This is a genomic window from Hydrogenophaga sp. OTU3427, from assembly GCF_038440225.1.
In the GTDB taxonomy this organism is placed as follows: domain Bacteria; phylum Pseudomonadota; class Gammaproteobacteria; order Burkholderiales; family Burkholderiaceae_C; genus Hydrogenophaga.
In genome coordinates, this window is the sequence record NZ_JASATI010000002.1 from 135,559 (window position 1) to 160,734 (window position 25,176).

General features: G+C 68.4%; 24 protein-coding genes, 1 other RNA gene and 1 riboswitch. Of the genes, 9 read left to right on the forward strand and 16 right to left on the reverse strand.

Annotated features, from left to right (window positions below; genetic code table 11):
• The first annotated feature begins 55 nt into the window (after positions 1–55).
• Entirely contained in the window at positions 56–1,072 is a 1,017-nt protein-coding gene (ilvC, locus tag AAHB17_RS01785) for a ketol-acid reductoisomerase (RefSeq protein ID WP_342128709.1), read from the forward strand.
• A gap of 243 nt (positions 1,073–1,315) precedes the next feature.
• Here ilvC and AAHB17_RS01790 read toward each other — a convergent pair whose 3' ends face one another.
• The 5 genes from AAHB17_RS01790 to AAHB17_RS01810 form a co-directional block, all read right to left on the reverse strand.
• Complete coding sequence (locus AAHB17_RS01790) at positions 1,316–2,575, reverse strand: acyl-CoA dehydrogenase family protein (RefSeq protein ID WP_342128710.1); 1,260 nt, start codon at positions 2,573–2,575, stop codon at positions 1,316–1,318.
• Between the two features lie 22 nt (positions 2,576–2,597).
• Complete coding sequence (locus AAHB17_RS01795; RefSeq protein WP_342128711.1) at positions 2,598–3,704, reverse strand: phosphotransferase; 1,107 nt, start codon at positions 3,702–3,704, stop codon at positions 2,598–2,600.
• Positions 3,705–3,728: 24 nt separating this feature from the next.
• Positions 3,729–4,448: a Crp/Fnr family transcriptional regulator gene (locus tag AAHB17_RS01800; protein WP_342128712.1), complete on the reverse strand. Its 720-nt coding sequence runs from the start codon at positions 4,446–4,448 to the stop codon at positions 3,729–3,731.
• 66 nt (positions 4,449–4,514) lie between these two features.
• On the reverse strand, positions 4,515–5,297 hold the full coding sequence (locus AAHB17_RS01805; RefSeq protein WP_342128713.1) for an oxepin-CoA hydrolase, alternative type: 783 nt from the start codon (positions 5,295–5,297) through the stop codon (positions 4,515–4,517).
• A gap of 1 nt (position 5,298) precedes the next feature.
• Complete coding sequence (locus AAHB17_RS01810; protein WP_342128714.1) at positions 5,299–6,819, reverse strand: 3-hydroxyacyl-CoA dehydrogenase; 1,521 nt, start codon at positions 6,817–6,819, stop codon at positions 5,299–5,301.
• A 67-nt stretch (positions 6,820–6,886) separates the two neighbouring features.
• Between AAHB17_RS01810 and AAHB17_RS01815 the strand changes: the two genes are divergently transcribed.
• Complete coding sequence (locus tag AAHB17_RS01815) at positions 6,887–8,938, forward strand: type IV pilus assembly protein FimV (protein ID WP_342128715.1); 2,052 nt, start codon at positions 6,887–6,889, stop codon at positions 8,936–8,938.
• 34 nt (positions 8,939–8,972) lie between these two features.
• On the opposite strand, the gene AAHB17_RS01820 is transcribed toward AAHB17_RS01815, so the two are convergent.
• The gene (locus AAHB17_RS01820) at positions 8,973–9,980 is read right to left on the reverse strand and encodes a D-2-hydroxyacid dehydrogenase family protein (protein ID WP_342128716.1); all 1,008 of its coding nucleotides are present in this window, start codon (positions 9,978–9,980) and stop codon (positions 8,973–8,975) included.
• 4 nt (positions 9,981–9,984) lie between these two features.
• Complete coding sequence (locus AAHB17_RS01825) at positions 9,985–10,869, reverse strand: AraC family transcriptional regulator (RefSeq protein WP_342128717.1); 885 nt, start codon at positions 10,867–10,869, stop codon at positions 9,985–9,987.
• A gap of 122 nt (positions 10,870–10,991) precedes the next feature.
• On the opposite strand from AAHB17_RS01825, the gene AAHB17_RS01830 reads away from it, so the two are divergent.
• The 3 genes from AAHB17_RS01830 to AAHB17_RS01840 all read left to right on the forward strand — a co-directional run bounded on the left by AAHB17_RS01830 (position 10,992) and on the right by AAHB17_RS01840 (position 15,212).
• On the forward strand, positions 10,992–12,119 hold the full coding sequence (locus AAHB17_RS01830) for a hypothetical protein (protein ID WP_342128718.1): 1,128 nt from the start codon (positions 10,992–10,994) through the stop codon (positions 12,117–12,119).
• Between the two features lie 125 nt (positions 12,120–12,244).
• A complete protein-coding gene (locus tag AAHB17_RS01835) occupies positions 12,245–13,471 on the forward strand; it encodes an MFS transporter (protein ID WP_342128719.1) in 1,227 nt (408 codons plus the stop codon).
• Positions 13,472–13,514: 43 nt separating this feature from the next.
• Positions 13,515–15,212, forward strand: a complete 1,698-nt coding sequence (locus AAHB17_RS01840; protein WP_342128720.1) for a thiamine pyrophosphate-binding protein — start codon at positions 13,515–13,517, stop codon at positions 15,210–15,212.
• Between the two features lie 90 nt (positions 15,213–15,302).
• Here AAHB17_RS01840 and AAHB17_RS01845 read toward each other — a convergent pair whose 3' ends face one another.
• The 5 genes from AAHB17_RS01845 to AAHB17_RS01865 all read right to left on the reverse strand — a co-directional run bounded on the left by AAHB17_RS01845 (position 15,303) and on the right by AAHB17_RS01865 (position 20,636).
• A complete protein-coding gene (locus AAHB17_RS01845) occupies positions 15,303–15,731 on the reverse strand; it encodes an SWIB/MDM2 domain-containing protein (RefSeq protein ID WP_342128721.1) in 429 nt (142 codons plus the stop codon).
• Positions 15,732–15,946: 215 nt separating this feature from the next.
• On the reverse strand, positions 15,947–16,648 hold the full coding sequence (aqpZ, locus tag AAHB17_RS01850) for an aquaporin Z (protein WP_342128722.1): 702 nt from the start codon (positions 16,646–16,648) through the stop codon (positions 15,947–15,949).
• 95 nt (positions 16,649–16,743) lie between these two features.
• On the reverse strand, positions 16,744–17,865 hold the full coding sequence (locus AAHB17_RS01855; protein ID WP_342128723.1) for a CaiB/BaiF CoA transferase family protein: 1,122 nt from the start codon (positions 17,863–17,865) through the stop codon (positions 16,744–16,746).
• 13 nt (positions 17,866–17,878) lie between these two features.
• Entirely contained in the window at positions 17,879–18,865 is a 987-nt protein-coding gene (locus tag AAHB17_RS01860) for a Bug family tripartite tricarboxylate transporter substrate binding protein (protein WP_342128724.1), read from the reverse strand.
• Between the two features lie 37 nt (positions 18,866–18,902).
• Positions 18,903–20,636, reverse strand: coding sequence for an acyl-CoA dehydrogenase family protein (locus tag AAHB17_RS01865; protein WP_342128725.1), 1,734 nt, complete (start codon positions 20,634–20,636; stop codon positions 18,903–18,905).
• An 88-nt stretch (positions 20,637–20,724) separates the two neighbouring features.
• Between AAHB17_RS01865 and AAHB17_RS01870 the strand changes: the two genes are divergently transcribed.
• The 4 genes from AAHB17_RS01870 (at position 20,725) to rraA (ending at position 23,000) form a co-directional block, all read left to right on the forward strand.
• Positions 20,725–21,618, forward strand: coding sequence for a LysR family transcriptional regulator (locus tag AAHB17_RS01870; protein ID WP_342128726.1), 894 nt, complete (start codon positions 20,725–20,727; stop codon positions 21,616–21,618).
• Positions 21,619–21,679: 61 nt separating this feature from the next.
• The gene (msrA, locus tag AAHB17_RS01875; RefSeq protein ID WP_342128727.1) at positions 21,680–22,225 is read left to right on the forward strand and encodes a peptide-methionine (S)-S-oxide reductase MsrA; all 546 of its coding nucleotides are present in this window, start codon (positions 21,680–21,682) and stop codon (positions 22,223–22,225) included.
• Between the two features lie 3 nt (positions 22,226–22,228).
• Complete coding sequence (locus AAHB17_RS01880; protein ID WP_342128728.1) at positions 22,229–22,471, forward strand: hypothetical protein; 243 nt, start codon at positions 22,229–22,231, stop codon at positions 22,469–22,471.
• Positions 22,472–22,499: 28 nt separating this feature from the next.
• Positions 22,500–23,000, forward strand: coding sequence for a ribonuclease E activity regulator RraA (gene rraA / locus AAHB17_RS01885; protein WP_342128729.1), 501 nt, complete (start codon positions 22,500–22,502; stop codon positions 22,998–23,000).
• A 126-nt stretch (positions 23,001–23,126) separates the two neighbouring features.
• Here the strand turns inward: rraA and AAHB17_RS01890 are convergent, their stop codons facing one another.
• From AAHB17_RS01890 to AAHB17_RS01905, 4 genes are all read right to left on the reverse strand, one after another.
• Positions 23,127–23,942 carry a sulfite exporter TauE/SafE family protein gene (locus tag AAHB17_RS01890; protein WP_342128730.1) on the reverse strand — a complete coding sequence of 272 codons (816 nt, stop codon included), beginning with the start codon at positions 23,940–23,942 and terminating at the stop codon, positions 23,127–23,129.
• Between the two features lie 71 nt (positions 23,943–24,013).
• Positions 24,014–24,193: non-coding RNA, 6S RNA (ssrS, locus tag AAHB17_RS01895), on the reverse strand.
• Positions 24,194–24,262: 69 nt separating this feature from the next.
• Positions 24,263–24,619 carry a cell division protein ZapA gene (locus AAHB17_RS01900; RefSeq protein WP_342128817.1) on the reverse strand — a complete coding sequence of 119 codons (357 nt, stop codon included), beginning with the start codon at positions 24,617–24,619 and terminating at the stop codon, positions 24,263–24,265.
• A gap of 11 nt (positions 24,620–24,630) precedes the next feature.
• A complete protein-coding gene (locus AAHB17_RS01905; RefSeq protein ID WP_342128731.1) occupies positions 24,631–24,849 on the reverse strand; it encodes a DUF904 domain-containing protein in 219 nt (72 codons plus the stop codon).
• A 36-nt stretch (positions 24,850–24,885) separates the two neighbouring features.
• Positions 24,886–25,126, forward strand: a riboswitch (cobalamin riboswitch).
• Positions 25,127–25,176 lie beyond the last annotated feature (50 nt).

Genomic DNA, 25,176 nt, shown 5'->3' on the forward strand with positions numbered 1-25,176 from the left:
CCCTTCGACAGGCTCGCGAAGAACGGCACTACTCAACATCCACTGGAGCAAGACCATGAAAGTTTTCTACGACAAAGACTGTGACCTGAGCCTGATCAAGGGCAAGACCGTGGCCATCATCGGCTACGGCTCGCAAGGCCACGCACACGCACAAAACCTCAACGACAGCGGCGTCAAGGTCGTGGTCGGCCTGCGCAAGGGCGGCGCCTCGTGGGACAAGGTCGGCAAGGCCGGCCTGAACGTGATGGAAGTCAACGACGCCGTCAAGGCCGCCGATGTGGTCATGATCCTGCTGCCCGATGAGCAGATCGCCGAGGTCTACAACAACAACGTCGCGCCCAACATCAAGCAGGGCGCCTCGCTGGCCTTTGCCCACGGCTTCAACGTGCACTACAACCAAGTGGTGCCCCGCGCCGATCTGGACGTGTGGATGGTCGCCCCCAAGGCCCCTGGCCACACCGTGCGCAACACCTACACCCAGGGCGGCGGCGTGCCCCACCTGGTCGCCGTGCACCAGGACAAGTCCGGCAAGGCCCGTGACCTGGCCCTGAGCTACGCCATGGCCAACGGTGGCGGCAAGGCCGGCATCATCGAGACCAACTTCAAGGAAGAGACCGAGACCGACCTGTTCGGCGAGCAGGCCGTGCTGTGCGGTGGTGCCGTCGAACTGATCAAGATGGGTTACGAAACCCTGGTCGAAGCCGGCTACGCGCCCGAGATGGCCTACTTTGAGTGCCTGCACGAGCTGAAGCTGATCGTCGACCTGATCTACGAAGGCGGCATCGCCAACATGAACTACTCGATCTCCAACAACGCGGAGTTCGGTGAGTACGTGACCGGTCCCGAGGTGATCAACGAGCAGTCGCGCGCTGCCATGCGCAACGCGCTCAAGCGCATCCAGAACGGCGACTACGCCAAGATGTTCATCCAGGAAGGCCGCCTGAACTACCCGTCGATGACCGCCCGCCGCCGCAACACCGCCGATCACAGCATCGAAGTGGTGGGCGCCCAGCTGCGCGCCATGATGCCCTGGATCGCCAAGAACAAGCTGGTCGATCAGACCCGGAACTGAAAGGCGCCCCCACGCTCCGCCGCTGCGCGGGTCGCTGCCCCCCGAGGGGGCGTGGCCTTGCTTGGGGCGGCCCGGCGCGGCGGCCTTCAACGAAAGCCCCCACGCTCCGCCGCTGCGCGGGTCGCTGCCCCCCGAGGGGGCGTGGCCTTGCTTGGGGCGGCCCGGCACGGCGGCCCTGACAGGCTGGCGTGCCAAAGAAGACGGCCCCTGTGGGGCCGTTTTTTTTTTGGCGTCTGGTGGTTTTCAGAAACCGCGCGTCACCGGCATCTCCACCTCGTCCTTGAGTGCCAGTTGCTTGGCCAGTTCCAGCTTGGCGATGGCGGCGCGGTGCACCTCGTCGGGGCCGTCGGCGAAACGCAGCGTGCGCTGGTGCGCGTAGCTGTAGGCCAACGGAAAGTCGTCGCTGACACCGCCGGCGCCGTGCGCCTGGATCGCCCAGTCGATGATCTGGCAGGCCATGCTGGGGGCCACCACCTTGATCATCGCGATCTCGGCCTTGGCGACCTTGTTGCCCACGGTGTCCATCATGTAGGCGGCCTTGAGCGTGAGCAGGCGGGCCTGTTCGATCATGCATCGCGCGTCGGCGATGCGTTCATGCCACACCGACTGGGCCGAGATGGGCTTGCCGAAGGCCACCCGGCTGTTGAGGCGCTTGCACATCAGTTCCAGCGCGCGTTCGGCCGCGCCAATGGTGCGCATGCAATGGTGGATGCGGCCCGGGCCCAGGCGGCCTTGTGCGATCTCGAACCCACGGCACTCGCCCAGCAGCAGGTTGGCCACGGGCACCCGCACGTCCTTGAGCAGTACCTCCATGTGGCCATGGGGCGCGTCGTCGTAGCCAAACACCGACAGCGGCCGCACCACGGTGATGCCCGGCGTGTTGGCCGGCACCACGATCATGGATTGCTGCGCGTGGCGCGGCGCCTCGGGGTCTGTCTTGCCCATCACGATGTAGATGGCGCAGCGTGGATCGCCAGCGCCCGACGACCACCACTTGCGGCCGTTGATCACGTAGTGGTCACCATCGCGGGTGATGCGGCACTGGATGTTGGTGGCGTCCGATGACGCGACCTCCGGCTCGGTCATGAGGAAGGCGGAGCGGATGTCGCCGCGCAGCAGCGGCTCCAGCCAGACGTCCTTGATGGCCTCGCTGGCGTAGCGCTCCAGCGTCTCCATGTTGCCGGTGTCGGGTGCAGAGCAGTTGAAGGCCTCGGCCGCGAAGGGGACGCGGCCCATGATCTCGCACAGGGGCGCGTACTCGAGGTTGGACAGTCCCTGCGGCGCACGCGGCGAACGTGGCAGGAACAGGTTCCACAGCCCGGCCGCACGGGCCTTGGGCTTGAGCTCCTCGATCAGCGTGGTGGGCACCCAGGCGTTGCCGTTGGCGCGGTTGGCCGCGATCTCGGCGAAGAAACGCGCCTCGTTGGGGTAGATGTGTTCGTCCATGAAGGCCAGCAGGCGTGCCTGCATGTCCTTGACCTTGGGGGTGTAGTCGAAATCCATGGGTGTCCTTGGGTGAAGGGGGTCAACCGTGCCGTTGGGCAAACCGCCAGGCCATCTCGGCCATGGGGCGTGCGCCTTCGGCGGATTTGCGGGCCTGGGCGCTGGACGCGGTGCCCGACTCGGCGCGTTTGGCGATGCCCTGCAGGATGGCGGCCAGGCGGAACATGTTGTAGGCGAGGTAGAAGTTCCAGTCGGCCTCGAGCGCCTCGGGCGTGGTCAGGCCGGTGCGCTCGCAATAGAGCGCGATGTATTCGGCCTCGCTGGGAATGCCGAGGGCTGCGATGTCCAGCCCACCGATGCCACGGAACATGCCCGGCGGGATGTGCCAGGCCATGCAGTGGTAGCTGAAATCGGCCAGCGGGTGGCCCAGGGTGGAAAGCTCCCAGTCCAGCACCGCCAGCACGCGCGGCTCTGTGGGGTGGAACATCAGGTTGTCGAGCCGGTAATCGCCGTGCACCACCGACACCATGTCCTCGCGCCGGGCCATGGCGGGGATGTGGGCGGGCAGCCAGTCGATCAGTTGCTCCATCTCGGGGATGGGTTGGGTCAGCGGACCTGCGCCATCGGCCGAGGCCTTGTACTGCTTGCTCCAGCGGCCGATCTGGCGCTCGAAGTAGTTGCCTGGCTTGCCGTAGTCGGCCAGGCCCGCCGCCTGGACATCGACCGTGTGCAATGCCGCCATCACGCGGTTCATTTCCAGGTAGATCGCGCGGCGCTCGGTGGTGTCCATGCCCGGCAGCGACTGGTCCCACAAGACGCGGCCGGAGACGAACTCCATCACGTAGAAGGCGCGGCCGATGATGCTTTCGTCCTCGCACAACACGAACATCTCGGCCACTGGCACGCCGGTGCCGCGCAGGCCGCGCATGACCTTGAACTCGCGTTCGATGGCGTGCGCCGAGGGCAGGAGCCTGGCCACCGGCCCCGGCTTGGCGCGCATGACGTAGGCGCGCTGGGGCGTGATCAGCTTGTAGGTCGGGTTGGACTGCCCGCCCTTGAACATCTCGACCTGCAGCGGGCCCTGGAAACCCGGCAGGTGCGCGACCAGCCAGCGCTCCAGCGCGGACAGGTCGAACAGGTGTTGGTCGGCCACGGCACGGGTGCCGGTGAAATCTTCATGGGCACTCATGACGCGGGGTCTCCGGAAAAATCGTCAGGTTTCGGCTTCGGCGATGCGCATCAGCATCGGGCGGTCGCGCAGCACCAGGCCACCCGGCTCGATGCGGATGGCGTTCTCGCGCTCCATGGTCTTGAGTTCCTGGTTGACGCGCTGGCGCGAGGCGCCCAGCAGTTGCGCCAGCTCTTCCTGCGCCAGCTGCAGGCCGATGCGCACCTCGCTGCCGTCGCTCAGGCAGGGCACGCCGTAGCTGCGTGCCAGGTGCAGCAACTGCTTGGCCAGCCGGGCGCGCAAGGGCAGCGTGTTGAGGTCCTCGACCAGGCCAAACAGCGTGCGTATGCGGCGCGCCTGCAGGCGCATCAGCGCTTCGTACAGCTCCACGTGCTGGGCCAGGATCTTCTGGAAATCGGTGCGCGACACACACAGCAGCGTGGTCGGGCCGTGGGCATAGGCGTCGTGGGTGCGCTGGTCGCCGTCGAACATGGCCACGTCGCCAAACCACACGCCCGGCTCCACATAGGTCAGGGTGATCTGCTTGCCCGACAGCGAGGTCGAACTGACCCGCACCGCGCCCTTGGCCACCGCCGACCATTCGGACGGTGGATCGCCGCGGGCAACGATCAGGTCGCCGTCCTTGTAGCGTTTGACGTGGGCGCATCGAAGAATGTCGTGTCTCAGGGAGGGCGAGAGGGTCGAAAACCAGCGACCGCTGTTGATCGCCTCTCGTTCTTCCATTGTCAGAATCGGTTCGTCCATGGGCTGTCTTTTCAGTGACTGGGTAGGCCGGATTTGTCGCGCGGGCGACCACCTCGTCCGTGTGGCTCAGCGGTACTGCGGCGTGCGTTTTTCAAGGAAGGCCGCGATGCCCTCGCCACCGTTGGCGTGGTGCAGGTTGTTCACGAAATGGTCGCGTTCGGCACCCAGTTGCTCGTGCAGGGTCTGGGTGCGGGCGTCGTTCACCAGTTCCTTGATGCTGGCCAGCACGTTGGGGGCGCGGGCGTTCAGGCGCTCGGCCAGGGCCAGGGCCGCGTCCAGGCTGCCGCCCGGTGCGGTGATTTCGTTGACCATGCCCAGGGCCAGCAGGCGCTGTGCGTCCATGCGTTCGCCCAGCATGAGCAGCTTCAGGGCGGTGGCGCGGGGCAGCTGGCGGGCCAGGCTCCAGCTGCCGCCGCCATCGGGCGTCAGGCCCACGCTGCTGTAGGCCATCACGAACACGCTGTTCTCGGCCGCCACCACGAAGTCGCTGGCCAGCGCGAGCGAGAAGCCGGCCCCGGCAGCGGCCCCCTCCACCGCAGCGATCACCGGCTTGGAGCAGGAGCGGATGGCCTCGATCCAGCTGTGCAGGCCTTCTTCGATGGTGCGCGCCTGGAACTCGGGCGGCTTCTGGCGGTTGTCCAGCAGGCGCTGCAGCTGGCCGCCGGCACAGAAGTGCGCGCCTTCGCCGGTGATGACGATGCTGCGCACCTCGGGGTTGCTGTCGGCTGCGTTGAAGGCCTCGATGCCGGCGCTGTAGATGTCCGGGCCAAGCGCGTTGCGGTGCTCGGGGTTGCTGATGGTCAGCACCAGCGTGGCGCCGTGGCTGTGGCTTTTGAGCGCTGCGGCCATGTCAGGCCTCTTCGTGCATCAGGCTCAGGCCCAGCGCGCCGCGCCGGCGCAGCCAGGGGCTGGGGCGGTAGCGGGTGTCGCCGTACACGGTCTGCAGGTTGAACAGGATTTCCAGCACGTTGGTGGGGCCCACGCGATCGCCCATGGCCAGCGGGCCCATGGGGTAGCCCAGGCCCAGGGTGACCGCGGTTTCCAGGTCCTTGGGGCTGCAGATGGCCTGCTGGCAGATGTCGGCGGCGATGTTGACGATGGTGGCCACCACGCGCTGGGTGACAAAACCACCGCTGTCGCGCACCACGCTCACGGCCTTGCCATCCTTGGCGAACAGGGCGTGGGCGGCGTCGCGCATGTCGGGCCGGGTGGCCGGGTTGGTGGCCAGCACGCGGCGCTTGGTGGCGGCGTCGTCCAGCATCATGTCGATGCCCACGGTGCGGGTCGCGTCCAGGCGCTCCACGGCGGCGATGGTGGTCACGTCCATGCCCAGCGGCGCCACCAGGATCAGGGCCTGCTCGCTGGGCGCCTGGCCGGTCTCGATGCCCGCGCCGAGGTCCTTGAGCAACTGGTACAGCTCGGCGCGCCGGGCCGCCTTGGCCGGCACCCACACCGGCGGCAGTTCGGCCACCTGGGGCACGGCAGGTTCGGGCGGCACGGCTGCCACGCCGTCCTTGTAGGTGTAGAAGCCTTCACCGACCTTCTTGCCCACCACGCCGCCGGCCAGGCGCTGTGCGGTGATGACACTGGGGCGGTAGCGCGGCTCCTCGTAGTACTGGTGGTAGATGGACTCCATCACCGGGTGCGAGACGTCCAGCGCGGTCAGGTCCATCAGCTCGAAGGGGCCGAGGCGGAAACCCATCTGGTCGCGCAGGATGCGGTCCACGGTGGCGAAGTCGCTCACGTTTTCGCCCACCACGCGCAGGGCTTCGGTGCCGTAGCCGCGGCCGGCGTGGTTGACGATGAAGCCGGGCGTGTCCTGGGCCAGCACCGGGGTGTGGCCCATCTCGCGGGCGTAGGCACTGAGGCGGTCGCAGACCTGCTTGTCGGTTTTGAGGCCGGCGATGACCTCCACCACACGCATCAGCGGCACCGGGTTGAAGAAGTGGAAGCCCGCCAGTTGGCCGGGCCGCTTGAGGCCGGCGGCGATGGCCGTGACCGACAGCGAGGAGGTGTTGGTGGCCAGCACCGCGTCGGCGGCGACGATGGCTTCGAGATCGCCAAACAGCTGGCGCTTGACGTCCAGCCGCTCGACCACGGCCTCCACCACCATCTGGCAGGGCGCGAGCTGCGGCATCTCGGTGGCGATGGCCAGGCGGCCCTTGAGCTGGGCCACGGCCTCGGCCGTGAGTTTGCCCTTGGCGGACAGCTTGTCCCACTGCTCGCCCAGTGCCGCTGCGGCCTGCTCGGCCGCTCCCGGCTTGGCGTCGAACAGCCACACCTGGCTGCCCGCTTGTGCCGCAATCTGTGCGATGCCACGGCCCATGGCACCGGTGCCCACCACGCCAACTGTTTCAAATTGGAGACTCATTGATCTACGCCTGCCTCAATCGTTAATAGGTTATGACAAAATGTTTCCGTCACCCGATCAACGCCCCATGGAAACCAAGGAACGCCTGATGCTCAAGTATGCGCTGGGCGGTATTGTGCTCTCGACCTCACTGCACAGTGCCGCATTGTCCTTGGGCGGGTACACAGGCCAGGCCATCATCGGTCGCCCGCTGGACATGTCGGTGCGATCGAATGCGCCCCTGGCCGACATCGAGTCGGCCGGCTGCCTGCTGGCCCAGGTCCAGTATGGCGACACGGTGCTGCCCGCCGGCAGCGTGTCCTTGAGCGTCCAGGCCGCCGAAGGTGGCGCCGTGATCCGGGTGCGCAGCAATGTGCCGGTCAACGAACCGGTGGTCAGTGTGGTGCTCAACACCGGCTGCGCGGCCGACCGTTTCAGCCGCAAGTACACCCTGCTGGCCGACCTCGATCCGTCCCTGGCGCCCACGCCCGCGCCCGCGCCCCCGCCACTCGTGGTGTTGGCGGCACCGCCTGCCGCCACACCGCCGGCGCCGCCGTCGTTCAGCACACCGGCGCTGGCCCTGCCGCCAGCCGCCGTGCTGCCACCGGCCGCGCCACGGGAGGCCGCGCCGCGTCCCCCGGTGGCACGCCCCGCAGCAGCCGCGCCCGCGCCGGCCGCGCGCGCCACGCCCGCACCCAAGCCAGCGCCCAAACCCAGGGCCAAGGCCAAGCCCGCACCGGCGGCCAAGGACAACACGCCACCGGCACCCGCGCCAGCGCCCACAGCGGCGGCGTTGCCCGGCGGCCCGCGCCTGAAGCTCGATCCCATCGACCTGTCGCCCGGACGCAATCCTGGGTTGAAGCTCAACACCGAGTTGTCGACCCCGCCAGGCAACGAGGCCGAACGCAAGGCCGCCAGCGAACTTTGGGCGGCCCTGAACACGCCGCCCGATAAAGCGGCCGAAGACGCCCGGCGCCTGGCGGCCATGGAAAACGACCTCAAGGCCCTGCGCGAACAGCAGGCAGCCATGCAGGCCAGCGTGGCTGCGCTCACGGCCCAGCTGCAGGCCGAACGCGAGGAGCGGGCGCCCAAGTCGCTGATGTACGCGCTGGGCGTGGCCCTGGCGCTGGCCGCCGCCGCCCTGGCGTGGCTGCTCAGCGAGCGCCGCAAGCTGCGGCGCAGCCCCGCTGCCGGCGAGCAGCCCTGGTGGCAGTCCGGTCAGGACGCCAGCGTGTTGCCCGTGTCGGCCGCGCCCAACACGCCGCCGCCGGTGGCGGCCGCCGCGCTGGCGCCCGTGGTGGACGACCCGATGGGGTCCGGTGCGCTGGAGGTGTCCGAGGCGACCGAATCGTCCTTCGCCCAGTTGCACGACGACCACCCGGTGACGGTCGAGGCCTTGCTGGACCTGATGCAGCAGGTCGAGTTCTTTGAATCGCTGCGCCAGCAGGCCGATGCCACCACGCTGCTGAACCATTTCATCGCCGAGTACCCCGGGGCCTGTGCGCTGCCCTACCTGCTCCTGTTCAAGCAGGCCCATGGCCAGGGCGACGCCACGCGGCTGGCGGAGCTGGGTCGCCAGTACCAGCAGGCGTTTGGCCTGCCCGCACCTCAGCCCGGCGACTATGTGGGCCAGGCGGGCGGCCTGGACACCCAGACCAAGCTGATGGATGTCCTGAGCCGCTTCTGGGGCAAGGACGAGGTGTTGGGCCTGCTCAAGAACAGCCTGCTGGCGCCTCCGGGCACCGGTCTGCTGGAGCAGCACAGCCTGGCCGCCTACCAGGACACGCTGTTGCTCTACACCGTGGCGCACACCCTGCTGCATGACGCCGACCTGCACCCGCCCGTGCGGGCCGCCGCGCCCGCGCCGGTGGTGGAGGCCGCGACCTGGTCGGTGCCTGTTGCGGGGGCAACGTCCCCTGTGCCTGCCGCGCCCATCGCGCCGTCCGCACCGGCCGGAGATGGTGTCGACATCGATCTGTCCTTCACCGGGTCCGATCCGCTGCCGGGTGCGGCAGCACCCACAGCACCCACAGCACCTGCAGCTCCTGCGGACGAGAGCGGCCGCCGCGAGTTGCCGATGCTGGACTTCGACCTGTTTGCCATCGACCCCAAGGACGGGAAGAAGACCGACAAACCCTGAGCCAGTGCGGGCGCCGCAGGGCGCCTCGGCTCAGTCAGCGCCGCACCTGCAGCGCGCCCGGGTTGACGATGTTGGTGGGCGTGCCCTTGATGAAGTTCACCACGTTGTCGAAGGCGGCGGAGAAATACAGTTCGTAGCTTTCCTGCTCGACATAGCCGATGTGCGGCGTGCAGATGCAGTTTTCCAGCCGCAGCAGGGCATGGCCCTGCAGGATGGGCTCGGACTCGAACACGTCGACCGCCGCCATGCCGGGGCGTCCGCGGTTGAGCGCGCCCAGCAAGGCGTCGGGTTCGATGATCTCGGCGCGGGAGGTGTTGACCAGCACCGCCGTGGGCTTCATGCGCGAGAGGTCTTCCAGCGTCACACAGCCGGCGGTGCCTTCGGCCAGGCGCAGGTGCAGGGTCAGCACGTCGCACTGCTCGAAGAAGGCCTGCTTGTCGGGGGCGATTTCGAAGCCGTCCTGGACCGCGCGCTGGCGCGCGGCCTCGCTGCCCCAGATCAGCACCCGCATGCCGAAGGCCCGGCCGTAGCCGGCCACCAGTTGGCCGATGCGTCCGTAGCTCCAGATCCCCAGGGTCTTGCCCTTGAGCACCTGGCCCAGCGCGAAATTGGTCGGCATCGACGCCGACTTCAACCCCGACTGCTGCCAGCCGCCGTGCTTGAGGCTGGAGATGTAATGGGGCAGGCGCCGCATGGCCGCCATCACCAGCGCCCAGGTCAACTCGGCCGGCGCCACCGGCGAGCCCACGCCTTCGGCTACGGCCACGCCCTTTTCGGTGCAGGCGGCGACGTCGATGTGCGGACCCACGCGTCCGGTCTGGGCGATCAGCTTCAGGCGCGGCAGTTTTTCGACCAGTTGGCGCGAGATGGTGCTGCGCTCGCGGATGAGCACCAGCACGTCCGCGTCCTTCAGTCGCACCGACAGCTGACCCACCCCCTTGACGGTGTTGGTGTAGACCTTGGCGGGGTAGGGTTCGAGCTTCTCGGCGCAGGCGAGCTTGCGGACGGCGTCTTGGTAGTCGTCCAGGATCACGATGTTCATGGCGCTATTGTGCCTGCCGGTTTTCGCCGCCCAGGGCCAACGGTGTAACCGCCGGTGCCGTGGGACGGAAATGCCGGGGCGAGGCGCCCATGGCCGACTTGAACATGGCGCTGAAGGCACTTTCGCTGGCGTAGCCGCTCTCGGCCGCCACCTCGCCCACGGGCACCCGCTGCGCCAGGCGGGGCAGGGCGCGGGCCAGCACCGCCTGCTGGCGCCAGCGGTGGAAACTGGTGCCCAGCTGGGTGCGGAACAGCCGCGCCATGGTGCGTTCGCTGGCGCCCATCTGCGCCGCCCATTCGGCCAGGCTGCCGCAGGCCGCAGGCTCGTTCAGCACCGCTTCGCACAGGGCGCGCAGCCGGCGGTCGCCGTGCTGCACCGAGGGCATGGGCACGCCCAAAGGCAGGGGCGTGGCGTGGGCCAGTTCGTGCAGCATCAGCGTCGTCATGGCCTGGCGGGCCAGCGGCTGGTCGCGGTACAGCGGCTGGTCCAGGGCGTCGATCATGGCCTGCAACAGCGGGCTCACCGCCAGCACGCGCACCTGCTGCCAGCCCGCCGGCGCTACGCTGGCGTCGACATAGACGGTGCGCGAATGCGCGGCCTCCACCACCATCACCGAGTGCATGGCGCGCGGCGGGATCCAGACCGCGCGCTGGGGCGGCAGGATGACCGATGTGTCGTGTTCCCCGCCCTGTGCGCCGGTGGCGCGCACCGACACCTGCAGCAGGCCGCTGCCACAACAGGCCAGTTGCGCCCAGGCGTGGGTGTGAGGCTCAAAGTGGGTGTCCTGCGGCAGCGCGCGCAGGCGGGTGCGCAGCGGCTGCTCCGCGCTGGGCGCGAACGGGTCGGTGTCGTCCAGCGACAACGCGAGCAGGGGTTTTTTGGGGCGCATGGTGCTGCGGCGGTGGGCGGCGGGCCGGGACCGCCATGGTAGCGAATCGCTCGCGCTGGAAGCGGCATGTTTGAACCGGTATGCGGCAGTCCTTGAGACGGATGGCGTTTTCAATTGTTCACTTGACCGAAACCGGCCGGCGGCCGACCCTGAACCGCATCCTGACTGCCCATGCCTGGGAGGTATTGATGGCGCAACGGTACCGATGGCCTTGGAAGCCGGGCGCAACGCTTGCGGCCTGGGTTGCGGCCCTGTGGGGTGCGCTTGTCCTCGCGGCGTGCCTCCATCCGTCCCTGGGTGCGCCGCCCGGTTGGCTGCTGTCGGTGGTGCCCGGGCAACTCATCGCCTTGCGGTACCAGGCCGTCGGCCTCCAGTTGCCCCGGACGCACGGCCATGTGCAGGCCGTCATGCAGCTGCTGACCCGCCCCGATGTGCTCACACGGGAAAAGACCCGCTTGCTGTACATCGCGTACATCTTTCACAACCAGGGGGCGGGCGCAGATGACCGGCGCTTGATCCGCCAAGAGGTCAGGAAACTGGCCACCGCGGCAGCGCCACGCGTCCGCTCGGTGGCTGTTGGCGTGTATGGGCAGTTGTATGAGGATGCGGGGAACGGGAAAGGCCTGAAGCCGCCGCCCGACGCGGTAGACCTTTTGCTGGCGGCCTATGGCGACAAGGTCATCAGCCCGGCGGCGTTGGCTTTTCAGGCGGCGGATGCCTTCCTGACCGCGCCGCCCGAGCGTCAGAAGGCCTTGCTGGAGATCGTTCGGGACTTTGGCGACATCGGCGCGGTGCAGAAAGCGGCCTCGACATTCACTTACGTGCCGATCGCCGCGCGCAACCTGTTGCCCGAAACCCGTGACGCCATTCTGGACACCCTCCAGCGCTTTCCCCCGGTCGAGCGCGATCAGGAGGGCGTGTCCAAGGATGGCGCTGGCGGTGGCTACGACTACCGTCTGTGGGTCGATACCTATGGCACCTACGAGTGGCTCAGAACCAACGCCAACCGCGACCGGATCATCATGGACCGCTTGTTGCTGCCATCCAGCCACCCTTCGGATGTGATGTCCTACCTGCAGGACCCCGACAGCTTCTCGCGCATGAGCACCGTTGCCCATCCGGGTGAGCTGGAGGGTCTGGTCGAAAAGAGCCGGCAGTTTGTGGCCAGCGGGCAGACCAACCTGGAATTCAAAAACTCGCAGCTGGCCCTTGTCCAGCGGAACATGGCGCTGGCGAAGCGGGCCAAGTAAACCGGAGGGCGCTGGGCAAGCCACTTGCCAGCCATGGGGTGGTAAAAATGCGGTTTGGCTGAAATTCGCCAGAAGTTGACGATCTGTCGCGAGCCGACATTTTGCGCCAAACGTAGGATCGCCGCATGAACACCGCGACGCTTTCCGCCACCTCCCTTTCCGCCAATCCCGTGCCGCTGCGGCAGGACGCCCAGGTCATGGGCCTGGTGGGCCTGGCCCACGCCAGCTCCCATTTCTCGCACCTGCTGCTGCCGCCGCTGTTTCCGCTGTTCATGCGCGATTTCGGGTTGAGCTTTTCCGATGTCGGCCTGCTGATGACGGTGTTTTTTGTCATCTCGGGTGTGGGACAGGCGACCTCGGGCTTTGTGGTCGACCGCTTCGGCGCCCGCCCGGTGCTGCTGGGCGCCATCGGCCTGTTCATGCTGGCGGCGCTGGCGGCGTCGCAGGCCACAGGGTATGGCGGGCTGCTGGTGGTGGTGGTGCTGGCCGGCCTGGGCAACGCGCCTTTCCATCCCTGTGACTTCACCATCCTGAACCAGCGCGTGTCGACGCCGCGCCTGGGCCACGCGTTCAGCGTGCACGGCCTCACCGGCAGCCTGGGCTGGGCGCTGGCGCCGGTGTTCCTGGTGGGCCTGTCGGCCGTCAAGGACCGGGAGTTCGCCTACCTGTGCGCGGCCGCGTTGTACGCGGTGGTGCTGGCGGTGATGGTGTGGCAGCGCGACAAGCTGCGCACCGAGGTGGTGGTGCAGCACGCCGACGCGCCCAAGGGCGGCGACCTGGCCTTCCTCAAGCTGCCGGTGGTCTGGTGGTGTTTCGCCTTTTTCCTGCTCTCGACCATGACCCTGGCCGTGGTGCAGAACTACTCGGCTTCCATCCTCAAGGCCATGCACGGCGTCAGCCTGGAGGCCGCCACGCTGACCGTGACCGGCTACATGCTGTGCAGCGCGCTGGGCATGCTGGTGGGTGGCTTCGTGGCCGCGCGTTCGGCGCACAGCGACCGCGTGGTGGCCTGGGCCATGGGCGTGGGCGCACTGATCATGCTGCTGTGCGCCACCGGCGTGCTGGGCGGTTGGGGCACCATGGCCGCCCTGGCGCTGACCGGTTTTGCGGTGGGCGTGGGCGGGCCCAGCCGCGACCTGATGATCCGCAAGGCGACGCCCAAGGGCGCCACCGGTCGCGTCTATGGCACCGTCTATTCGGGCCTGGACGTGGGTTTTGCGATCGCGCCCGTGGTCTTCGGCGTGGTCATGGACCACGGCTGGTACGCCGCCACCCTGGTGGGCGCGGCCTGCACGCTGACGTTGTCGGTGGTCGCCGCCATCGGCGTGGGCCAGCGCACGCGGGGCGCCTGAGAACGCCCTCAAGGGGTGTGATCGGCCGGGGCACAATGGGGGCATGACCACCACTCTTGCGGGCCACCTGCTTGTCGAATGCCTTCTGGCCCAAGGCGTCACCCATGCGTTCGGCGTGCCCGGCGAAAGCTTCCTGGCCGTGCTCGACGGCTTCCATGCCCACGCCGACAAGATCCGTTTCGTGATCAACCGCCAGGAGGGCGGCGCCGCCTTCATGGCTGAGGCCCACGGCAAGCTCACCGGCCGCCCCGGTGTCTGTTTTGTCACCCGCGGCCCGGGGGCCACCAACGCGTCCATCGGCGTGCACACCGCCTTCCAGGACTCCACGCCCATGGTGTTGCTGGTGGGTGACGTGGCCAGCGACTGCCGCGACCGCGAGGCCTTCCAGGAGATGGACTTCTCCAGCTTCTTCGGTCCCATGGCCAAGCGGGTCGAGCGCATCGACGACGCCCGCCGCATTCCCGAATACATCGCCCGGGCCTTTGCCACCGCCATGAACGGCCGCCCCGGCCCGGTGGTGCTGGTGCTGCCCGAGGACATGCTGACCCAGCCGGTGCAGGCCCAGCCGCTGGCGCGCGTGGAGCCGGTGCAGAGCTGGAGCGACCCGGGCGCGCTGCGCACCCTGCGCGAGCTGCTGCTCAAGGCGCAGCGCCCGCTGGTGATCGCCGGCGGCGGCGGCTGGACGCCGCAAGCCGCGCAGGCGCTGCAGCGCTTCGCCGAGGCCTGGCGGCTGCCGGTGGCCAATGCCTTCCGTTTCCAGGACACCTTCGACAACGACCACCCGCTGTACGCGGGCGACATCGGCCTGGGCATCAACCCGGCGCTGGCCGCGCGCGTGCGCACCAGCGACCTGCTGCTGGTGCTGGGCGCCCGCCTGGGCGAGGCCACCACCGGCGGCTACACCCTGATCGAGGCGCCGCGGCCGGTGCAGAAGCTGGTGCACGTGCACGCCAGCGCCGAAGAGCTCAACCGCGTCTACCAGGCCGACCTGGCCATCTGCGCCACCATGAACGCCGCCGCCCGCAGCCTGGAGGTGCTCGATGCGCCGCCCCAGGTCGCCTGGGAAGCCTGGACGCAGGCCTGCCAGCGCGACTACCGCGAGAACATCGACCCGGCCAATGGCGGCGTGCGTTTTCCGGGCGACATCGACATGCCGGCCATCATGGCCACGCTGCAGCAGCACCTGCCCGCCGATGCGGTGCTGACCAACGGCGCCGGCAACTTCGCCAGCTGGCTGCACCGCTTCTACCGCTACAGCGGCTTGGCGCGTGGGCACAAGACCCAGCTCGCGCCCACCGTGGGCGCCATGGGCTATGGCGTGCCGGCCGGCGTGGGCGCGGCCATCGTCCAGCCCGGTCGCACGGTGTTCACCATCGCGGGCGACGGCGACTTCCTGATGAACGGGCAGGAGCTGGCCACGGCGGTGCAGCATGGTGCCAAGACCATCGTGCTGCTGCTCAACAACGGCATGTACGGCACCATCCGCATGCACCAGGAGAAACACTACCCGGCGCGGGTGCGCGGCTCCGATCTGGTCAACCCCGACTTCTGCGCCCTGGCCCAGGCCTACGGCTACGCGGCCGAACGTGTGACCCAGACGGCGGACTTCGAAGCCGCGCTGCTGCGCGCGCTGGCCAGCGAACGCGGCACGTTGATCGAGATCCCGCTCGACCCCGAGGTCATCACCACGCGGGGCACCCTGAGCGCCATCACCCAGGCCGCGCAGCGCCAGGCGGGCTGATTGGCCGGGCCTTGCAGCCACCAAACAAAAGGCCGGCAATGCCGGCCTTTTGTTTGGTGCCAACCCTTGAACAGGGAAGGCATGCCACGATCACTTCAGGTGTTCGTTGATCATCTTGGTCATCTCGAACATCGACGCCTGGGCCTTCTTGAAGATTTCCTTCAGCTTGGCGTCGGCGTTGATCATGCGCTTGTTCACTGCGTCCTGCAGCTTGTTTTTCTTGATGTATTCCCAGACCTTTTTGGTCACTTCGGTGCGGGGCAGCGGCGATGCGCCGACGATGGCGGCCAGCGAAGCGCTGGGCGTCATGGCCTTCATGAAGGCGGCGTTGGGGGTGCGCTTCTTGGCGGGAGCGGCAGCCTTCTTGGCAGGCGCAGCCGCATTTTTCGCTGGAGCAGCGGCCTTCTTGGCCGGAGCGGCCGCTTTTTTCGCCGGAGCGGCAGCCTTCTTGGCTGGGGCCGCAGCCGCCTTCTTCGCCGGAGCCGCCTTGGTGGCGGGCGCTTTCTTTGCAGTTGCCATGGTTGAATGTCCTTCTAGAAGTGGTTCCAAGACCAGCGGAAAACGCGCTTTCTGCGTGGTCGATGCATGCTAATGGAGAAGCCCCGCGTTTTGAAGCTGGTCACACCCCATTTGATGCAATTTTTCCCTCTGAAAGGGGGTGTTTTTTCGCAGAAAACAACACCCCCCACGTCTGCCGCCGGGCTTGGCCCCGATTTGTGCGGCCTTTGGGCCCATCAGCGGTCGCCCACCACGCGGTAGGCCAGCGCGCCCAACACGGCGCCGACGACGGGCGCGACCCAGAACAGCCACAGCTGCTGCACGGCGGTACCGCCCACGTACAGCGCCACGCCGGTGCTGCGCGCCGGGTTCACCGAGGTGTTGGTGACCGGGATGCTGATCAGGTGGATGAGGGTGAGGCACAGGCCGATGGCGATGGGCGCAAAACCGTCGGGCGCACGCGTGTCGGTCGCGCCCATGATCACGAACAGGAAGAGGGCCGTCATCACCACTTCGGTGATCAGGGCGGCCTGCATCGAATACCCCCCGGGCGACTGTGCGCCGAAGCCGTTGCTGGCGAACGCGCCGGCCGCGCCGGGGTCGATGGCGAAGCCCGACTTGCCGCTGGCGATCAGGTAGAGCACGCCGCCGGCGGCCAGGGCGCCCAGCACCTGCGACACGATGTAAGGCAGCAGTTGGCTGCCTTCAAAACGCCCGCCGGCCCACAGGCCAACCGACACCGCCGGGTTGAGGTGGCAGCCCGAGACGTGGCCGATGGCGTAGGCCATGGTGAGCACCGTGAGGCCGAAGGCCAGCGAGACCCCGTGCAGGCCGATGCCCACTTCGGGAAAGGCAGCGGCCAGCACCGCACTGCCGCAGCCGCCCAGTACGAGCCAGAAGGTGCCGATGAACTCGGCGCAATAGCGATGAAAAGCCATGTGAACACTCCCTGTTGGTGAATTGACGCCGCGAACTCTACAAGCACGTTCACGGGTCAAAACGCAAGAATGGTCAAATCACGGCGGCCCTTTTTCTACAAAGGTGGGGCCAGGCGGTAACTGGCCGGCGAGCGGCTGAGCTTGATGGGCGAGGCCACGCCGGTGTAGCCGTCGCCGATGGAGACCACCATCTCGCGGTGCCGGGTGTGGGGGTGCTGCAGCGCTTCGCTGACCTTGAGCACCGGGGCACAGGGCACGCCGCGCAGCATCAGGGCGTCGGCCAGGGCTTGCCCGTCACAGGTGGCCAGCTGTTCCAGCAGCCAGGCGCGCAGCTCGGCGCGGTTCACCGATCGCGCGCCGGCGCTGGCGTAGCGCGGGTCACGCGCCACCTCGGGCGAGCCCAGCTCATCGCACAGCCACGCGAACTGGCGGTCGTTGCCCACGGCCAGGAAGAGGGCGCCGCTGCGGGTCGCAAAGGCGTCGTAGGGATAGATGTTGGGGTGGGCGTTGCCGGTCAGGCGCGGCTCGCGCCCGTCCATGAACCAGTTGGACGCGTGTGGGTGCAGCAGCGACAGGCCGCAGTCGTAGAGGCTGGCTTCAACGAACTGACCCAGGCCGCTGCGCGCGCGTTCCTGCAGGGCCAGCATCACGCCCAGCGCGGCGTTCAGGCCGGTGACCAGGTCGACCACCGGCAGGCCCACGCGCAGCGGCTCGCCATCGACTTCGCCATTGACGCTCATGATGCCGGCCATGGCCTGCACCGCGGCGTCGTAGCCCGCCAGGCCGCCCAGCGGACCATCGGCACCGAAGCCGCTGACGCGGCAGTGCACCAGGCGCGGGAAACGCGCGTGCAACACGTCGAAGCCCAGGCCCCACTTCTCCATCGTGCCGGTCTTGAAGTTCTCGATCAGCACGTCCGCATCTTCCAGCAGGCCCATCAAGGCCAGGCGCCCGACGTCGCTGGCCAGGTCCAGCTGCATGCCCAGCTTGTTGCGGTTCAGCCCCATGTAGTAGGACGCCACACCGTGCCGGAACGGCGGCCCCCACGTGCGGGTGTCGTCGCCTTGGGGCGGTTCGATCTTCAGCACGTCGGCCCCGTGGTCGCCGAGGATCTGGCCGCAGTAGGGGCCGCCTAGGATGCGCGACAAGTCGATCACGCGCAGGCCTTGCAGGCTGCCCTGGCCGGCGGGAAAGCGGGGGAAGGAGGTTTTGCTCATGGTGGGCTTTCGGTCAGTCGGCGGTGGCGCCCGAGGCCTTGATCACATCGCGCCACTTGTTGCCCTCCTGGCGCATGGTCACGGCCAGTTGCGCCGGCGTGTACTGCGGCGGCGGCTCCAGGCCTTGCTTGGCCAGGCGGTCGCGCACCTCGGGCTGCTGGATCACCTGGGCAAACGCCGCGTTGAGCTGGCTCACCACCGCCTGGGGCGTGCCCGCCGGCACCACGATGCCGAAGAACACGCTGGCATCGAAGTCCTTCAGGCCCTGCTCGACCAGGGTGGGCACGTCGGGCAGCGCGCGCGAGCGCTGCGCCGAGGTGACCCCCAGCACGCGCAGCTTGCCGGCCTGGATGTGGGGCAGGGCGGTCAGCACGTCGGTGAAGGCCATCTGCACCTGGCCGCCCAGCAGGTCGTTGAGCGCCGGGCCGGTGCCCTTGTAGGGGATGTGGGTGATCTCGGTGCCGGCGCGCATGTTGAACAGCACGCCCGCGAGGTGCGAGGACGCGCCGCTGCCCGACGAAGCGAAGCTCAGCTTGCCGGGCTGGGCCTTGGCCAGGGCGATCAGCTCCTTCATGGTCTTGGCCGGCACGCCGGGGTGGACCACCAGCACATTGGGCAGGTGGCCGATCTGGATCACCGGCGCGTAGCTCTTGATCGGGTCGTAGTTGATCCTGGCGTAGAGGTGCTGGTTGATGGCCAGCGGCGCCGAGGTGCCGAACAGCAGGGTGTGGCCGTCGGCCTCGGCGCGCGCCACCTGTTCGGCCCCGATGTTGGCCCCTGCTCCGGCCTTGTTCTCGACGATCATGGTCTGCCCCAGCAGCGGCTTGATGGCGCTGGCCAAGGTGCGGGCCATGGCATCGGTGGGGCCGCCGGGCGCGTAGGGCACGACCAGGCTCAGGGTTTTGGACGGGAAGCTGGCCTGCGCCAGTGTCGTGGCGGGCAGGGCGGCCGTGGCCAGGCAGGCCAGCAGGGTCAGGGTGTGGCGTCGGGTGTTTTTCATGGTGTCTCCTCGGGGTGTATGGGTGCGTGTGTCTGGTTCAGTGGTCCAGCCAGAGCGCGCAGAGTTCGTCGTCGGCGCTCGCGGCATCGGCCGGGAGTGGGGCCGCCAGCGGGTCCTGTGGCGCCACGCGCTGGGCCAGGACCGCCTGGGCCAGCGCCAGGCGTTGGCGGGCCGCGAGGCTGCCGTCGGGCAAACGCGCCGCTTCCCAGGCCATGGCCACGGCCGAGCCCAGGTGGTAGAGGGCCGAGGCCGCGCGCCGCGCCAGCGCATCGCCGTCGGGCTGGGCGGCGCGGCGGGCCAGCGCCTCGCCGCGTTGCAGCGCGTCCTGGAAAGCGGCGAGCTGGCCACCGTCCAGGCGGCTCTCGCCCAGCAACTGCCGCAGGTGTTCCAGCAGGGCCTCCAGCGACTGCTCGCGGCGGATCGCACGGACCACGTCCAGCGCCACGATGTTGCTGGTGCCTTCCCAGATCGAGCCCAGGTGGGCATCGCGCACCAGGCGCGGGTCGCTCCATTCCTCGATGTAGCCGCAGCCGCCACGCACCTCCATGGCGTCTCCGGTGACCTTGCGCGCGTCGCGGCAGGCGCGGAACTTGATCAACGGGGTGAGGATGCGGGCCAGGCGGTAGGCCTGCGCGTCACCGGCGTCGGCGCGGCGCAGCGCCTCGGCAGTCTGGAACACCATGCTGCGCGCCTGCTCGGTGGGCAGGACCAGTTTCATGAGCTGGCGGCGCATCAGGGGCAGTTCGATCAGCCGGCGGCCGAAGGCCTGGCGGTGGCGGGCGATGTGCAGGGCTTCGCTGACGGCGCGGCGCATCAGGCCGGCGGCGCGCACGCCGTTGGACAGCCGCGAGTTGTTGACCATGTCGGCCATCTGCACGAAGCCGCGCCCGCGTTCACCCACCAGCCACGCGCGCGCGCCCTCCAGCCGGATCTCCCCACTGGCCATGGAGCGCGTGCCGAGCTTGTCCTTCAGGCGGATGATGCGGTAGGCGTTGTGGCGGCCGTCGTCCAGGTCGCGCGGTAGCAGGAACAGCGAGACCCCCTTCATGCCCGGGCCGTCGCCTTCGACCCGCGCCAACACCATGGCCAGCGCCGCGTCGGGGTTGGAGCAGAACCATTTGTCACCGCTCAGCAGCCACGCGCCGGGCTGGTCCGGGTCGGGCCGGGCGGTGGTGGCGGTGGTGGCGATGTCGGAACCCGCGCCCTGTTCGGTCATGAACATCGCACCTTGCGCCAGCGTGTCCAGGTCCAGGCTGGTCAGCGCCGGCAGGTAGCGCCGCACCAGCGCCGGATCACCGAACTTCTTCAGCGTGCGGGTCAGCGAGTCGGTCATGGAGACCGGGCAGCACAGGCCGAACTCGGCTTGCACGAACAGGTAGGTCAAGGCGTACTTGGTCAGGGCCGGCAGCTGGCCGGGCCAGCCCAGCACGTCCTGGCGGTGCGAGATGGCGGCCAGCGCGAACTCGCCGAAGGCCAGCTTTTCCATCGCCACGTAGGCCGGGTGCTTGATCACCTTCTGCTCGTCGATGCCGGCGCGCGAGCGGTGCTGCAGCTCGGGTGGATGGCGGTCGGCGGTGCCGGCCAGGTCGTCCAGCAGGCCACCGGCCAGCGCACCCAGCTGCGCCAGGCGCGGCTCCAGGTGCTGGCGCAGGGCGGGTTCGAGATAGACGTCGAGCAAGGCCTGGAACTGCGTGTCGGTGGTGTAGAGGTTGACGCCGTGCTGATCGGGCACGGGGTGCGCCGTGGTGTCGGATGGGGTGCTGGATGTCATGGTTGGGGTCTCCTGCGGCGCATTGTTCGCAAGCCATTGATATCTGTCCAATATCAAATAACGCTTGAATGATTTAAAGTTTGTATTCATGGAATTCCGACACCTGCGCTATTTCCTGGCCCTGGCCGAAGAACTGCATTTCGGCCGGGCGGCACACCGGCTGTCCATTTCGCAGCCGCCGCTGAGCCTCAACATCCAGCAGCTGGAGGCCTCGGTGGGGGCGCTGCTGTTCACCCGCAACAGCCGGGGCGTGCAGCTCACCGCCGCGGGCAAGGCTTTCGTGCCTCGCGCGCGCGCGCTGGTGGAGCAGGCCACCGAAGCGGCGCGCCACGCCCGCGCGGTGGGGCAGGGGCTGGAAGGGCGGCTGCACGTGGGTTTTGTCGGCGCCATGCTGTACCGCGGTCTGCCACCCATGTTGCGCGACTTTCAGCAGGCCCATCCGCTGCTGCGGGTGGTGCTGCGCGAACTCAATTCCGAAGACCAGCTGCTGGGCCTGAGCCACGACCAGCTGGACCTGGGATTCGTGCACACCGCCCGCCGCCCGACCGGCACCGAGCACCTGCTGTTCGCCAGCGAAGCCTTTGTCTGCTGCCTCCCGGCCGGGCACCCGCTGGCACGGCGGCGCCGCATCGAGGTGGCGGCCCTGCGCGACGAGGCCTTCGTGCTGTTCGCGCGCGCCGCCTCGCCCGACTACCACGAGCGCATCCTGAACATCTGCGCCGATGCCGAATTCCAGCCCGACGTGCGGCACGAGGTGCGCCACTGGCTCAGCGTGGTGTCGCTGGTGGCGCAGGGCCTGGGCGTGGCCCTGGTGCCGGCCGCGCTGCGCAGCAGCCAGCTGGGCGGCGCGGTCTTCGTGCCGCTGGCGGGGGTGGACGTGCTGTCGCAGTCCTACCTGATCTGGAAAAGTGGCAACAACAGCCCGGCCTTGCAGGCCTTCCTGCAACTGGCGCGCGTGGCGGCGCCATCCAAAACCCCGTGAACCGGCGGGCCGGCGGCGGCGCGGCTACCATGTGGGCCCTGGCGTCCTCGAGCACACACCCATGACCACTCCTACCGAAACCATCACCCTGGGCGGCGGCTGCTTCTGGTGCACCGAGGCGGTGTTTGTCCGCGTGGCCGGCGTGCTCGACGTGGAGTCGGGCTACTGCAACGGCAACCCCGCCATCCGCCAACCCAGCTACGAACAGATCTGCACCGGCCAGACCGGCTATGCGGAGGTGGTGAAGCTGGTCTTCGACCCGGCCCAGGTCAGCCTGCGCGAGCTGCTGGAGGTCTTCTTCGTGGTGCACGACCCGACGACCCTGAACCGCCAGGGCAACGACACCGGCACCCAGTACCGCAGTGGCATCTACTGGCACGACGCGGCGCAGGAGCGCGTGGCGCGCGAGCTGATCGCCGAACTGGGCGCGCACCATCGCGCGCCCATCGTCACCGAGGTGCTGCCGGTGGCCGACTACAGCGCGGCCGAGGCCTACCACCAGGATTATTTCCTCAACCACCCCAACCAGGGCTACTGCGCATTCGTCGTGGCACCCAAGGTGGACAAGTTCCAACGCACTTTTGCGCGCCTGGTGCGCGCCGACTGACCCATGATTTCACGCGCTTTCGTTTTTGCCGCCGTCCTGTCGCTGGGCCTGCCCGCCTGGGCACAACACAAGCCCCAGGAAGTGCAGGAGGACATCGAACGCCATCAGCAGATGGCCGCCGCCCACACCGCCGCCGCCCAGTGCCTGAAAGCCGGCACCAAGCCCGACGACTGCGCCAAGGCGCTGCAGAACGCCTGCAAGGGCCTGGCGCTGGGCAAGTTCTGCGGCATGCGCCACGGCCACTGATCTTTTTTCACCCACGTCGGTATTCCCCATGACCCAAGCATCGATAGCGACCTGTGACCTGTGCGACGCCCACAAGGGCGACAGCAGCGGCAGCTTCCGCGTCCTGCCGCCGCTCTACCGCGACTTCGGCGCCATCACCCAGTTCAGCGGACCGGTCACCACCGTCAAGTGTTTCGAGGACAACAGCCTGGTCAAGGCGGCGGTGGAAGGCCCCGGCGAGGGCCGCGTGCTGGTGGTCGACGGCGGCGCGTCGCTGCGTCGCGCACTGCTGGGCGGCAACCTGGGGGCGGCGGCCGCACGCAACGGCTGGGCCGGCGTGGTGATCGATGGCTGCGTGCGCGATGTGGCCGAACTGGCCCAATGCCAGGTGGGCATACGCGCCCTGGCGCCCATGCCCTTGCCGACCGAGCGGCGCGGCGAAGGCCAGCGCGACGTCGCGGTGCTGATCCAGGGCGTGTGGGTGCGTCCCGGCGACTGGCTCTGCGCCGACGCCGACGGCATCGTCGTCAGCAGCACACCCCTGGCCTGAGCCAGATGCCAAGGTGCAACTCCAGCGGTGACCCAGCCGCCGGGGATGCCGCCGATCTGGCTCCGCCAGTCGGCTGGCATCGCCCCCTGGGGGGTGACGCCGAAGGCGGCGCGGGGGGAGACAGACTCACATGCTCCAGCCTTTGTAGAACATGTAGCCGGCCAGCAGGTACAACACGCAGGCAAAGGCGCGTTTGAGCTGTTTGACCGGCAGCGCATGGGCGGCCTTGGCGCCCAGGGGCGCGGTCAGCACGCTGGCGCTGGCGATCACCGCCAGGGCCGGCAGGAAGATGTAGCCCAGCGAGCCGCTGGGCAGGCCTTGCAGCTGGGTGCCCGCCAGCACATAACCGGCCACGTTGGCCACCGCGATCGGGAAGCCCAGCGCGGCGCTGGTGGCCACGGCGTTGTGGATGGCGACGTTGCACCAGGTCATGAAGGGCACGCTGACAAAGCCGCCACCGGCACCCACCAGGCCCGACAGGAAACCGATCACGCCACCGGCGCCCAGCAGGCCACCGGTGCCGGGCAGGGTGCGTGTCGGCGCGGGTTTCTTGTCGAGAAACATCTGCGTCGCCGAGAAGCCGACGAAGGCGGCAAAAAACAGCGCCAGCCACGAGCCCTTGAGCACCGCGAACACGCCGGCACTGGCCACCAGCGAGCCCAGCACAATGCCGGGCGCGAGGCGCTTGACGATGTCCCAACGCACGGCGCCGCGCTTGTGGTGCGCGCGCACGCTTGAGATGGAGGTGAACATGATGGTGGCCATGGAGGTGGCGATGGCCATCTTGACCGCCAACTCCGGCGCGACGCCGCGGCCCGACATGATGATGGTGATGAAGGGCACCATGAGCATGCCGCCGCCTATGCCCAGCAGCCCGGCCAGGAAACCAGTGCACAGGCCCAGCACGGCGAGTTCGACAACAAGAAGGGGATCGAGCAGCATGAGCGTTCAGGCGTTGATCGTCGAGCGTGAACACGCTCAACAAGCGACGCCAAACGCTCAACCGGGAAGAGGGGGTGTCTGCGAGTGCCACCGGACCGGCATCCTGAACCGGGGTTCAGGTGGGCAAGGGCAGCGGGACTTCGGGTTCATCTGACGCGAGACGCTCACACCCATCACGCAATGTACCAAGCCCGGGCTCATAGAGCATTGGTTCAAGGAAATATAAAGCCCGGCGCGCACCGCAGACAAGCCGATTGTAGGGCAGACCCGGGCGGCCAGCCGACCGGGCCGACGAATTGCCGACATCGGGCGCCTGAGGCTCAGAGCAACTGGCCGTCGTCTTCCAGCGCCTGGTCCAGACGGCGCACGAGTTCGGTCAGCCGCGCCTCGGTCTGCGGGTCCACGGCGGGCGCGTTCGCCTCGGCGTGCGACGGGTCCTCGGTCTGGCCGAAGGAGGAGGCGTTGAAGGCCAGGGCTTCCTTTTGCGACAGCTCGAAGGCGATGTTCAGCGAGGCCAGCACCGCGATCCGATCACGTGCCTTGACCTTGCCGGCGTCACGGATGCGGCACATGGCCGAATCGACTTTCTCCACCGCGTCAAGCAGCGTGGACTCGCCGCCATCGGGGCAGGCCAGCAGGTAGCTGTGTCCCATGATGAGCACTTCCATCTGTTTCATGCCGGGCTTGTTCATGCCTCGTCCTTCACCGATGGGTGGGGCAAGCGCTGGATCAGCGCGTCGATGCGCTGGCGCGCCGCGTTCAGGCGGCCCTTGAGGGCGTCGCGTTCTTGCGTGAGCGTGCGCACCTGCTCGGCCAGCAGCGCGTTGGTGCGGCGCTGTTCCTCGTGGCGCAGCAGCAGCCGCTCGACTCGCTCGGCGATCTGATCGATGGGGTGGTTGGCAGCCATGGCCGTCCATTGTAGGCGGCGCGTCCGCCGCCGGTGGCTACAATGCCCAGCGTTGGTGCTCGCGGTGTGGTTCACACGCCGCAGTTCAACGGGAAGCTGGGGGACGGCGCCGCTCGAGGCCGCCATCTAACCAGCGCTGCCCCCGCAACGGTAAGCGGACGGGCCCCTGACATGGGGCTCCGCTTTCATCGAGGCCACTGGCTGCGCGAGCCGCATCTGGGAAGGCGATGGGAGTCGATCCGCCAGCCCGGATACCGGCCAATGAGGTGGTGGCGCGCTTGTGCGGCGCGCCACCGTGACGTCCAGGCACCGTCGGGGAAGGCGGTG